This is a genomic window from Pseudomonas sp. NPDC087690, from assembly GCF_044743175.1.
In the GTDB taxonomy this organism is placed as follows: domain Bacteria; phylum Pseudomonadota; class Gammaproteobacteria; order Pseudomonadales; family Pseudomonadaceae; genus Aquipseudomonas.
Window position 1 is genome coordinate 66204 of record NZ_JBIUVX010000003.1, and the last position, 12084, is coordinate 78287.

Here is a 12084-nt window from a genome sequence, read left to right on the forward strand (position 1 = left end):
CTTGTGTGCTAAAATCGTTTTTTAGTAGAAAGTCGTGCACTACTACCGCGAAAAAAGTGGGCCGGATTATGCCAGAAAAGCCCAAAAAGAGTAGGGCCCTCCCGTCGTAACGGCGTAATTGCGCGTTTGAGCAGTGAATTTACCTGCGCTGAACCGTTTTAGTGCCGGGTATCGGATGGCGTGTCGACACCTGCACCGGCGAATAATTGAGCGATATCGGCTGCATCGAAAAGGTATCGCTCGTTGCAGAACTGGCAATCGATCTCGACGGTGCCACCCTGTTCGGCAACCAAGGCTTGCGCATCTTCCAGACCCAGACTGACCAGCGCATTGCCCGAGCGTTCCCGCGAGCAACTGCAACGGAAGCGCAGATTCTGCACATCGAACAGACGCACCTGCTCTTCGTGGTAAAGGCGATGCAGGACGGTTTCGTTGTCCAGGCTGAGCAGTTCATCGGCAGTCAGCGTGCTGGCCAGTGCGGTGATGTGCTGCCAGCTGGCGGCGCGATCTTCTTCGTCCTTCAAACGGTCCGCCGGCAATTGCTGGAGCAGCAGACCACGGGCGCGACGGCCATCGGCGTAGAGCTTGAAGCGCGTGCCGACCTGCTGCGACATGACGAAATAATTGGTGAAACAGTCGGACAACGTTTCGCCGTCGAGATCGACAATGCCCTGGTAGCGCTGGCCAACCGTGGGGTCGATGGTCAAGGCCAGAACGCCGTTCGGCATAAGGTCGGCGAGGGTCGCGTCCGGCGCGATCTGATCCGCGTGATAACGCGCCAGACCACGGATGTCGCGCTCGCTGGAGCACTCGATCATCAGCATCGGGATCGGTCCTTCGGAACGCGCCTGCAGAATCAGCAGTCCGTCGAACTTCAGGGTGCCAACCAGCAAAGAGGCAGCCGCCATCAACTCGCCCAGCAATTGCGCAACCGGCTCCGGGTACGGGTGCTTGGCAAGAACCTCGGCATAGCTGCGCTCAAGCGCCACCAGTTCGCCGCGAGTGTCGCTGTCATCGAAGATGAAGCGTTGAGTGAAATCGGTATCCGGTAGGTCGGTCATAGGTCTGGGTATCTGAATGTGGTGACAAAATGGTTACAAGACGTGAAAATTTGCGCTTCTCGGCACACTTTTTGGTGCTGACTGTTCAGCCATTGGAGGCATTTTATGAACAATCCGGGTTTGTTCCAATCAAGGTGGAACCTCGGCCGGCTGGTTCTGTGCAACGTAGTGCCATTAGCGCTACTGGCTTTCTGGTTATGGCCTACGGGCAACTCGCTGTGTGTGATTTTCGACGAGTGGCTGTTCCGCTCGCTCAATGCACCACTGGCCAGCAACCCCATATGGCTCCACATCTGGGCAATTGCAAGTCTGCGTCCGTTCGACATCGTCGTCGGCTTGATTCTGCTGACGCTGCTGATCAAGGGCGACTGGGTGTTCAAGGCGATTGATGTGCGCCGGGCTTTTTTCGGGTTTCTGTCGATTCTGTTGTTGATGGTGGTGATTCGCGCACTGTTTTCCAAATTCGCCGACTACATGGATTGGCAGCACAGCAGTCCGTCGATGGTGCTGGAAGGCGCCGTGCACATCAGCGATTACTTCCCGAATCTGGAAAAAACCTGGGAGCTGAAGGACCGTTCCGGCCAGAGCTTTCCCGGTGACCATGCTTCGGTGCTGCTGATCTGGGCACTGTTCATGGGCGTGTTCAGCCGCACAGTCGGACAGTTTTTGACCGTGTGGGGCCTGGCAGTGTTGTTCATGTTGCCGCGGCTGGTAGCGGGGGCGCACTGGGGTCAGGACGATTACATCGGTGGCGTGTTGCTGGCGGTGTGGGCGTTGGGCTGGGGTTATTACACGCCGTTTGCTTATCACGCCTCGAACTTCTGGCTGAAGGTGACGGCGCCGATCTTTGCGTTACTGGGCAAGTTGCCGCTGGTTGCGCGGATGAGTGTGGTGCGTAGCGCCTGATACCGAGCTGTCTTCGGCGAGGGCTGCGCCCTCGATTCGCGAGCAGGCTCGCTCCCACATTGGAATGCAATCTCCTGTGGGAGCGAGCTTGCTCGCGAAGAGGCCAGCACCAACAACGCGATTATTCGTCGTTACTGCCGCCTCGAAACTTGAACAAATCCCGCCGCTGTTTTTTGCTCGGTTTGCCATCCGTGGTAACGCCCAGCGCGCCCGCCTTGCGCATTGCCGCAGCCGCTTCACGTTTGGCAACACTCGCCTCGGTCTCCGCGTACAACGTCTGCGCCTCCGGTGCGCCGCGGCGCACGATCGACAACGCCTCGACCTTCACCGTACGCACTTCGAACCCCATTCGAATTTCGAACTCATCGCCAATACGTGGCTCTTTACCAGGCTTGCAGCGCTCGCCTCGACAATGCACCTTGCCACTCTCGATCGCCGCTTTGGCCAACGCGCGGGTTTTGTAGAAACGCGCAGCCCATAGCCACTTGTCGAGACGGACCTTGTCGTCCTCGTCGCTTTTTTGTGCCATTTGAATTCCTCGTTCGGCCAGTAGTCGGAACTGTACTACCGATTCTGTCGGGCGCAAGAACTCGGTCGTCCAGATAAACTGTGATCTTGGCCGGTTCATCGACATGGAGTGATCGAGTGACTAAATTTCCATCTTCATTAACTTCACCCAAGGCCGGTTGCCAGGGCTGCCAGCAAAGCGAGCCGCTGGGCTTCGAGTTTTCCTTCGCCTACCAACCGATCGTCGATCTGCGCGATCAGTCGGTTTTTGCCCACGAGGCGCTCGTCCGTGGTGTGGCCGGTGAAGGCGCGTTCACCGTGTTGGATCAGGTTACAGAAGATAATCGCTACCGTTTCGACCAGCTCTGCCGGACCCGCGCCATCGAAGGCGCGGCTAATCTAAATATGCCGACACATTTGTCGATCAACTTCATGCCCAATGCCGTCTATCGTCCAGAGTTATGCATTCGCAGTACGTTGGAGGCGGCAAAAAAACACAATTTCCCGATCAATCGACTGATTTTCGAAACGCTGGAAAGCGAGCACGTAGATAACTATCGCCATTTGACCAATATTCTGCGTGAATACCGCGAATTCGGCTTCAAGACCGCCATCGACGATTTCGGTGCCGGTTATTCGGGGCTCAATCTGCTGGCTGATTTCCAACCGGATCTGATCAAACTCGACATGGCGCTGATCCGCAATGTCGATCAAGACCGTGTTCGTCAGGCGATCGTCCGGGGGATTGTCACAATCTGTGCAGAGTTGGACGTTACAGTCATTGCCGAAGGCATCGAGAGCGCCGGTGAACGGGACTTCCTGGCGGACTGTGGAATATTTCTGATGCAAGGCTACTGGTTCGCCAGACCTGCATTCAAAGCGTTGGCCCAGGTTTCACCTGAAGCCTGGAAGCGTTAATCGTTGGTTTTTTCCATTGAAGACATTTGACCATTTGACCGTTGTCGGTCTGCGCGAGTGGGTGGCGCTTCCGGATTTGGGAGTAGCGGGCCTGCGGGCGAAAATCGACACCGGTGCCAGCACCTCGAGCCTGCATGCCACCGACATCGAACCGTTCGAACGCGACGGCGAGAAGTGGGTGCGCTTCACCGCGCACCTGGGCACGGTGGTGCAGTTGCGTCATCGGCGTTGTGAAGCACCACTGGTGACGCGCAAAACCATTAAAAGCTCCAACGGTCATGCGCAGGTGCGCTACGTGATCAGCACCACCCTGGCCCTCGGTGATCGGGTCTGGCCGGTCGAGTTCACCCTCGCCTGCCGCAAGTCCATGCGTTATCGCCTGTTGCTCGGTTCCAAAGCCCTGATCGATGGCCAGTTGGTGGTCAATCCGGGCATCAAATATGTACAAGACAAGCCGGTGTTCCCGGTATCTACCACATCCACAGGTGTTGCATGAAGATCGCTGTGCTGTCGCGGAACCCGCGTCTGTATTCCACCCGCCGTCTGGTCGAAGCCGGAACCGAGCGCGGGCATGAAATGGTAGTGATCGACACTTTGCGCGCCTACATGAACATCGCCAGCCACAAGCCGCAGATTCACTATCGCGGCAAACCGCTGGAAGGCTTTGATGCGGTGATTCCGCGGATCGGCGCGTCGGTGACGTTCTACGGCTGCGCGGTGTTGCGCCAGTTCGAAATGATGGGGGTGTTCCCGCTCAACGAATCGGTGGCGATTGCCCGTTCGCGAGACAAATTGCGCTCGCTGCAACTGCTGTCGCGTCGAGGCATTGGTCTGCCGGTGACCGGGTTTGCCCACTCGCCCGACGACATTCCCGACCTGATCGACATGGTCAACGGCGCACCGCTGGTGATCAAAGTGCTGGAAGGCACCCAAGGCATCGGTGTGGTGTTGTGCGAAACCGCGACGGCAGCCGAATCGGTGATCGAGGCGTTCATGGGCCTGAAGCAGAACATCATGGTTCAGGAATACATCAAGGAAGCGGGCGGCGCGGATATTCGCTGCTTCGTGGTCGGCGACAAAGTCATCGCCGCCATGAAACGTCAGGCCAAACCGGGCGAGTTCCGATCAAATCTGCATCGCGGCGGCAGCGCCAGCCTGATCAAGATCACCCCGGAAGAACGCATGACCGCATTGCGCGCCGCCAAAGTCATGGGCTTGGCGGTGGCGGGTGTGGATATCCTGCGCTCCAATCACGGGCCGTTGGTGATGGAAGTGAACTCGTCGCCGGGGCTGGAAGGGATCGAGACCACCACAGGGAAGAACGTGGCGGGGATCATCATTGAGCATCTTGAGAAGAATGGCGGGCCGAATATGACCCGCACCAAAGGCAAGGGCTAGAGCGAAGAGCAAGAAACCCCTCACCCTAACCCTCTCCCAAAGGGAGAGGGGACTGATTGGGGGATGCAGAAGAGATACGCCGACCTGATCCTGCTGTGCCGAATCCACAATCGCCCCAGTCTTTCAGGTCGACGTATGACCCCAGACACCTCGGTCAGCTCCCTCTCCCTCCGGGAGAGGGCTGGGCGGGCGGCGTTCCGATGAGGGGCTTTAGGGGGTTAGACGGCGTCTCTTGGTAACATCAACCCCAGCGGCAATCTCACCCGCGCCTCCAGCCCTCCCCCGGACCGGTTACGCAATTCAACATTGCCGCCGTGCATCGAAGCAATCCGCTTCACGATCGCCAAACCCAAGCCAGTACCCTTCCCGCCCCGTGCACGATCGCCTCGTGTAAACGGGTTGAAAATCGCCTCAAGCTCCGAAGGATCAATCCCCGCCCCCCGGTCCATCACGCTCAACACCACATACGGCGCGCTGACGTCACCGGACACATACGCCGCGACTTCAACGTTACCGCCGGCATGGTTCAAGGCGTTGCCAATCAGGTTATTGAGCAGGCGTTTCATCGATACCCGACGCAGCGGAAACGGCTGGATCGGCTCAAGGCGCAAGCGCACTTTCTCTTCGTTCTGGTTGTACGGCGCGGCGACTTCACGCACCAGATCGCTGAGATCGACCTCTTCCACCGACTCGTCACGACCATCACGAATGAACGCAAGGAACTGGTCGAGAATCGCGTCCATGTCCTCGATGTCACGCACCATGTCGTCAGTCAGATCGGTGTGGTCGCCCATAAGCTCCAGCGATAATCGCAAGCGCGTCAACGGTGTGCGCAAGTCATGGGACACGCCGGCCAGCATCAACTCACGCTCGCGTCCGGCCTGCTCGACGTCTTCGGCCATCTGGTTGAAGGCACGGTAAACCTCGGTCATCTCGCTCGGCGTATCGCTGATCGGCAGACGCACACTGCGGCCCTGGCCGAGTTGCCGCGCGGCATAGACCAGACGCTTCAATGGCTGGTTTAGCTGACTGACGAAAATCCACGCCGACGCCGTCGACAGCAAGCCGATGGCGAGGAACCAGCCCAGTACGTTCCAGATTTTCTGGCCACGCAACGGATGCGGATACAGCGGCACTTTCAGCCAGCCATCACCCAGGCTCGGCGCACGAACCCACAACGCCGGCGGTGAGTGCATGCGCAAACGCACTTCGGTGTCGGCGCCAAGCTCCGCCTGCATCTGGCGCTGGTAGATTTCGCTGTACGGCCAATGCTGTTCGCCTTCCGGCACACCGGCACCGACCACCCGGATCAGGGTCGCAGCATCGGCGATCTTCGCGCGGTTTTCTTCGTCGGCCGCCCAATAGGCACGCAGCGTCAGGGCGACGCCGTGGCTGTATTGGCGGTCCACCAGCACGTCTTCGTTCATCAACAGATAAACCAGGGTCAGCGCCTTGGAAAACAGCACGACGATGAGCACCAGCCAGAGGGTGCGAGAGAAAAAGCTTTGGGGGAACCAGACGGGGGTTTTCATCTTTAACCGCTACACACTTGCAGGAGCGAGCAATGCTCGCATATTGCGGATTGCGAGTCTGCGGGCATGGCCATTCGACCAAAACCTGCAGACCCGCTCCTACAAATCACCGATCACTTGGTGGCGGCACCATCGGGTACGAACACGTAGCCCACGCCCCAGACGGTCTGGATATAGCGCGGTTTTGACGGATCCGGCTCGATCATGCGGCGCAGACGGGAAATCTGCACATCGATGGAACGCTCGAGGGCATCCCACTCGCGGCCACGGGCCAGGTTCATCAGTTTGTCGCGGGTCAGCGGCTGACGCGCGTTCATCACCAGGGCCTTGAGTACCGCAAACTCACCGGTGGTGAGCATGTGCACTTCGTCGCCGCGTTTCAGTTCGCGAGTGGCCAGCGACAACACGTAATCACCAAAGGTGACGTTTTCGTCTTCGCTGCCCGGCGCGCCCGGCACCGGTGCAGCCTGACGACGCAGGACGGCTTTGACCCGGGCCATCAGCTCGTCCGGGTTGAACGGCTTGGCCAGATAGTCGTCGGCGCCCAGTTCCAGGCCCTTGATACGGCTCAACTCATCGCCTTTGGCGGTGAGCATGATGATCGGGATCTGATTGTTCGCGCCACGCAAGCGGCGGCAAGCGGTCAGACCGTCTTCGCCGGGCAGCATCAGGTCGAGGACGACCAGATTGAAAACTTCACGCGACAGCAGACGATCCATCTGTTCGGTGTTCGGTACGGTACGGGCACGGTAGCCCTTGCTGACGAAAAAACGTTCCAGCAGGCTGCTAAGGCCCGGATCGTCGTCAACGATGAGAATTTTTTCGCCTTCAGCAGTTTGTGCAGTGCTGCTCATTGGATGCTCCTTTTAGCTCGGCGCGCATTATGGCGTAGCTGCCGTTATACGCACCGTGTGCATTGTTAGCAGATTTTTCCTTCACTGCCAGAAAACCGGGGTTTATGCCTACAGACTGCAACGCCCCCGAATGACAGAACGCTGGTTATAATGCGCGGCGTTTTGTGCCAGGCAACGTCTGAATCGTTACCGTAAATGGCCGGCACTTTTTCCCGGAATTTTGCAGTAATTGTTCGATTTCACGGGTCAATGGGCTGCCTTTTGACCCAGGCAGCGGCAATTTTCTAGCCGCCCAACCAGACTCCGGGCCTTTATTTGCGTGCCTGAGAGCCTGCTTTCACAATATGTCAGGTGGTTTTATGGACAGCATCAACAGCCGCATTGCCGAGGAACTCGGTGTACGCCCACAACAGGTCGAAGCGGCCGTCGCGCTACTCGATGAAGGCTCTACCGTTCCCTTCATCGCCCGTTACCGGAAAGAAGTCACCGGCAGCCTCGATGACACCCAGTTGCGTCATCTGGAAGAACGTCTGCGCTACCTGCGAGAACTCGACGAACGGCGCATCAGCATCCTCGCCAGCATCGAAGAGCAAGGCAAACTCACCCCTGCCCTCGAGCGCGACATCAAACTTGCCGACACCAAGACCCGCCTCGAAGACTTGTACCTGCCGTACAAGCAGAAGCGCCGCACCAAGGGCCAGATCGCCCTGGAAGCCGGCCTCGGCGACTTGGCCGACGGCCTGTTCAACGACCCGAACCTGGCCCCGGAAACCGAAGCCGCACGCTTCGTTGACGCCGAAAAAGGCGTGGCCGATGTGAAAGCTGCGCTGGAAGGCGCGAAATACATCCTCATGGAACGTTTCGCCGAAGACGCCAGCCTGCTGGAAAAACTGCGCAACTACCTGAAGCAGGAAGCGACCCTCAGTGCTCGCGTCATCGCTGGCAAGGAAGAAGAAGGCGCCAAGTTCCGCGACTACTTCGAACACGACGAACCGCTGAAAAGCATGCCGTCGCACCGCGCGCTTGCCATTTTCCGTGGCCGCAACGAAGGCATTCTCAGCTCCGCGCTGAAAGTCGGCGACGAGCTGCCGGGCACCATGCACCCATGCGAAGGCATGATCGGCCAGCAATTCAACATCCAGAACCAGAACCGCCCGGCCGACAAATGGCTCGGCGAAGTGGTGCGCTGGACGTGGAAGGTCAAGCTCTACACGCACCTGGAAACCGACCTGCTCGGCGAACTGCGCGACGGCGCCGAAACCGAAGCGATCAACGTGTTCGCCCACAACCTGCACGACTTGCTGCTGGCCGCCCCGGCTGGCCCGCGCGCAACCCTGGGTCTCGACCCGGGCCTGCGTACTGGCTGCAAGGTTGCTGTGGTCGACTCGACCGGCAAACTGCTCGATCACGCCACGGTTTACCCGCACGTGCCGCACAACAAGTGGGATCAGACCATCGCCATTCTGGCCGCCCTGTGCGCCAAGCACTCGGTTGACCTGATCGCCATCGGCAACGGCACCGCCAGCCGCGAGACCGACAAACTGGCAATCGAACTGATCAAAAAATATCCAGCGATGAAGATGACCAAAGTCATGGTCTCTGAAGCCGGTGCATCGGTGTACTCGGCGTCGGAACTGGCGGCCAAGGAATTCCCGGATCTCGACGTGTCGATCCGTGGCGCCGTTTCCATCGCCCGCCGTCTGCAGGATCCACTCGCCGAGTTGGTGAAAATCGATCCGAAATCCATCGGTGTCGGCCAGTACCAGCACGACGTCTCGCAGCTGAAACTGGCGCGCGGTCTGGACGCAGTCGTAGAGGATTGCGTGAACGCCGTCGGCGTGGACGTGAACACTGCTTCGGTAGCGCTGCTGGCACGAATCTCCGGCCTCAACGCGACGCTGGCGCAAAACATCGTCGCGCACCGCGACGAGCATGGCGCGTTCAAAACCCGTGCAGCACTGAAGAAAGTCGCACGTCTGGGCGAAAAAACCTTCGAACAGGCTGCCGGTTTCTTGCGCGTGATGAACGGCGACAACCCGCTGGATTCGTCGGCCGTTCACCCGGAAGCCTATCCGCTGGTGCAGCGCATTGCCGCTGAAACCGATCGCGACATCCGTTCGCTGATCGGCGATGCCGGGTTCCTCAAGCGTCTGGATCCGAAGAAATTCACCGACGAGACCTTCGGTCTGCCGACCGTGACCGACATCATCCAGGAACTGGAAAAACCGGGCCGCGACCCGCGTCCGGAGTTCAAGACTGCAGAGTTCCAGGAAGGCGTCGAAGATCTGAAAGACTTGCAACTGGGGATGATCCTTGAAGGCGTCGTCACCAACGTGACTGCGTTCGGTGCCTTCGTCGACATCGGTGTGCATCAGGACGGTCTGGTGCACATCTCGGCGCTCTCGGAGAAATTCATCAAGGATCCACGTGAAGCGGTGAAGGCCGGCGACGTGGTGAAAGTGAAGGTCATGGAAGTCGATATTCCGCGCAAACGCGTTGGCCTGTCGATGCGCATGGGCGACACCCCGGGCGAGAAAATCGACGGTGCCCGTGGCTCGCGTCCGGGCTCGGCCCAACGCCAGCCTTCGAACAACGCGCCACGCAAGGAAACCGCGACCGCCGCGCCGGTGAACAATGCGATGGCCTCGCTGTTCGCCAACGCCAAGCAATTGAAGAAACGCTGATGGAGATTCCGGCCGGGCTCGTCGAGAGCGCGTTTTTCAAGCTGTTGGGCTGCCGCCTGCACAGCCTGGAAACCGGGGTGGCGCAAGTCGCCCTGGTGCTGGAACCGGAACTGCGCAACCGCGGCGGCAAATTGCACGGTGGCGCGCTGTTCAGTCTGGTCGACATCGCCATGGGGCTGGCCTGTTCCAGCACCCACGGTTTCGATCAGCAGAGCGCGACCATCGAGTGCAAGATCAACTATATCCGCGCCGTTTCCGACGGCGAGGTCATGTGCACGGCGCGGGTCATCCACCCGGGCCGGCGCACGTTGGTGGTTGAAGCCGACGTGATGCAGGGCGACAAACTGGTCGCAAAAGCACAAGGCACGTTCGCTGTCCTGTAGCTACCGGCCATCATTTTGAGTTAATTTCGGCGCAATGAATCCTGTAGGAGCTGCCGAAGGCTGCGATCTTTTGATCTTGCTATTGAAAAACAAAATCAAAAGATCGCAGCCTTCGGCAGCTCCTACAGGGTATGTGTGTGGATGACCGGCTAGAAAAACCAGGCGAAAACGCCAGTTTCAACTTCACCCTTGTAGACCGTCCTGCCCACCCCCATATTGGGGCGACTGACGCGTGAAGGAATCCAAATTGAGCGAACTTCTCAACCGCCGCCTGGCTCTGCTCGGCGAGCGCGCTAACCTCTCTCTGCTCGAGCAGTGCCTGCACGGTATCGAACGTGAATGCCTGCGCGTGACCAGTGAAGGTCGCCTGGCGCAAACGCCGCACCCCGAAGCCTTGGGTTCCGCGCTGACCAACGAACAAATCACCACCGACTACTCCGAGTCGCTGCTGGAATTCATCACGCCCGCCCTGCCGGATCCGGCCGATACGCTGGCGAGCCTGGACAAGATTCATCGTTTTGCCTACAGCAAACTCGGCAACGAGTACCTGTGGAGTCCATCGATGCCGTGCCCGTTGCCGGCCGAGGAAGACATCCCGATCGCCTATTACGGCACCTCCAACATCGGTCAGCTCAAGTACGTCTATCGCAAGGGCCTGGCCCTGCGTTACGGCAAAACCATGCAGTGCATTGCCGGAATTCACTACAACTTCTCCCTGCCGGAACAGCTCTGGCCGTTGCTGCGCGAAACCGAAGGCTTTGTCGGCACTGATCGCGATTTTCAGTCGTTTTCCTACATCGCGCTGATCCGCAATTTCCGTCGCTACAGCTGGCTGCTGATGTACCTGTTCGGTGCCTCGCCAGCGCTCGACGCCGGATTCCTGCGTGGTCGTTCGCATCAGCTGGAACAGCTCGACCCGGACACCTTGTATCTGCCGTACGCCACCAGCCTGCGCATGAGCGACCTCGGTTACCAGAGCAACGCCCAGGCCGGTCTGACGCCGTGCTACAACGATCTGGCGAGCTACACCGACAGCCTGCGCAAAGCCGTGGCCACGCCGTACGCGCCGTACGTTGAAGTCGGCACGCACAAGGATGGTGAGTGGGTGCAGCTCAACACCAACATCCTGCAGATCGAAAACGAGTACTACTCCAACATCCGCCCGAAACGCGTGACCTACACCGGCGAACGGCCGATTCAGGCGCTGGTGGCGCGTGGCATTCAGTACGTTGAAGTGCGTTGCCTGGACATCAACCCGTTCCTGCCGATGGGCATTGACCTGACCGAGTCGCGCTTCCTCGACGCGTTCCTGCTGTATTGCGCCTTGAACGACAGCCCGTTGCTGACCAACACCTCGTGCGGCAATGCGACGTCGAACTTCCTCAGCGTGGTCAAGGAAGGTCGTCGTCCGGGCCTGCAATTGCAGCGTGACGGTGAATCGGTGGAGATGAAGACCTGGGCTGCCGAGTTGCTGGAGCAAATCGCGCCACTGGCAGCGCTGCTCGATCAGAGCCATGGCGGCGATGCCCACAGCAAGGCGCTGGATGCGCAACTGGCCAAGGTCAGCGACCCGTCCCTGACGCCGTCTGCGCAAGTTTTGGCGGCGATGGCCGAGCACAAGGAAAGCTTTGCGCAGTTCTCCCTGCGTCAGAGCCAGGCGCATGCCGAGTTTTTCCGTAGCGAGCCTTTGGCGGCGGATGAGCAGGCGAAGTTTGAGGAGTTGGCGCGTACCTCTTTGGCAGCGCAGGCTGAGCTGGAGCAGAACGAGGTGGGGGATTTTGATGTGTTTGTCGGGTCGTATCAGGCGAGCATTCTGGCAATCAGTAACTAAGCGCTGTCGA

11 protein-coding genes are annotated in these 12084 nt (G+C 59.1%); 7 read left to right on the forward strand and 4 right to left on the reverse strand.

Annotated features, from left to right (window positions below; all coding sequences use genetic code 11):
* Window positions 1-158: 158 nt before the first annotated feature.
* Window positions 159-1061, reverse strand: a complete 903-nt coding sequence (hslO, locus tag ACIPIZ_RS07760; protein ID WP_064388980.1) for an Hsp33 family molecular chaperone HslO — start codon at window positions 1059-1061, stop codon at window positions 159-161.
* A gap of 105 nt (window positions 1062-1166) precedes the next feature.
* Here hslO and ACIPIZ_RS07765 point away from each other — a divergent pair, with 105 nt between their 5' ends.
* A complete protein-coding gene (locus ACIPIZ_RS07765; RefSeq protein WP_064388981.1) occupies window positions 1167-1967 on the forward strand; it encodes a phosphatase PAP2 family protein in 801 nt (266 codons plus the stop codon).
* 121 nt (window positions 1968-2088) lie between these two features.
* On the opposite strand, the gene ACIPIZ_RS07770 is transcribed toward ACIPIZ_RS07765, so the two are convergent.
* On the reverse strand, window positions 2089-2496 hold the full coding sequence (locus ACIPIZ_RS07770; RefSeq protein ID WP_401164848.1) for an RNA-binding S4 domain-containing protein: 408 nt from the start codon (window positions 2494-2496) through the stop codon (window positions 2089-2091).
* A 116-nt stretch (window positions 2497-2612) separates the two neighbouring features.
* On the opposite strand from ACIPIZ_RS07770, the gene ACIPIZ_RS07775 reads away from it, so the two are divergent.
* From ACIPIZ_RS07775 to rimK, 3 genes are read left to right on the forward strand one after another with little or no spacing between them, the layout of a single operon-like run.
* The gene (locus ACIPIZ_RS07775; RefSeq protein WP_064388983.1) at window positions 2613-3392 is read left to right on the forward strand and encodes an EAL domain-containing protein; all 780 of its coding nucleotides are present in this window, start codon (window positions 2613-2615) and stop codon (window positions 3390-3392) included.
* A gap of 34 nt (window positions 3393-3426) precedes the next feature.
* Window positions 3427-3888: an ATP-dependent zinc protease gene (locus ACIPIZ_RS07780; RefSeq protein WP_401164939.1), complete on the forward strand. Its 462-nt coding sequence runs from the start codon at window positions 3427-3429 to the stop codon at window positions 3886-3888.
* A complete protein-coding gene (gene rimK / locus ACIPIZ_RS07785; protein WP_007949201.1) occupies window positions 3885-4790 on the forward strand; it encodes a 30S ribosomal protein S6--L-glutamate ligase in 906 nt (301 codons plus the stop codon). Before ACIPIZ_RS07780 ends, rimK begins: the two co-directional genes overlap by 4 nt.
* A 218-nt stretch (window positions 4791-5008) precedes the next feature.
* On the opposite strand, the gene ACIPIZ_RS07790 is transcribed toward rimK, so the two are convergent.
* Both ACIPIZ_RS07790 and ompR read right to left on the reverse strand, forming a co-directional pair.
* Complete coding sequence (locus ACIPIZ_RS07790) at window positions 5009-6322, reverse strand: ATP-binding protein (protein ID WP_064388984.1); 1314 nt, start codon at window positions 6320-6322, stop codon at window positions 5009-5011.
* A 113-nt stretch (window positions 6323-6435) separates the two neighbouring features.
* Window positions 6436-7176 carry a two-component system response regulator OmpR gene (ompR, locus tag ACIPIZ_RS07795; protein ID WP_064388985.1) on the reverse strand — a complete coding sequence of 247 codons (741 nt, stop codon included), beginning with the start codon at window positions 7174-7176 and terminating at the stop codon, window positions 6436-6438.
* A 359-nt stretch (window positions 7177-7535) separates the two neighbouring features.
* Here ompR and ACIPIZ_RS07800 point away from each other — a divergent pair, with 359 nt between their 5' ends.
* The 3 genes from ACIPIZ_RS07800 (at window position 7536) to gshA (ending at window position 12074) form a co-directional block, all read left to right on the forward strand.
* Complete coding sequence (locus tag ACIPIZ_RS07800) at window positions 7536-9860, forward strand: Tex family protein (protein ID WP_064388986.1); 2325 nt, start codon at window positions 7536-7538, stop codon at window positions 9858-9860.
* Complete coding sequence (locus ACIPIZ_RS07805; RefSeq protein WP_053116527.1) at window positions 9860-10243, forward strand: PaaI family thioesterase; 384 nt, start codon at window positions 9860-9862, stop codon at window positions 10241-10243. Before ACIPIZ_RS07800 ends, ACIPIZ_RS07805 begins: the two co-directional genes overlap by 1 nt.
* Window positions 10244-10490: 247 nt before the next feature.
* The gene (gene gshA, locus ACIPIZ_RS07810; RefSeq protein ID WP_064388987.1) at window positions 10491-12074 is read left to right on the forward strand and encodes a glutamate--cysteine ligase; all 1584 of its coding nucleotides are present in this window, start codon (window positions 10491-10493) and stop codon (window positions 12072-12074) included.
* The last annotated feature ends 10 nt before the right edge of the window (window positions 12075-12084 follow it).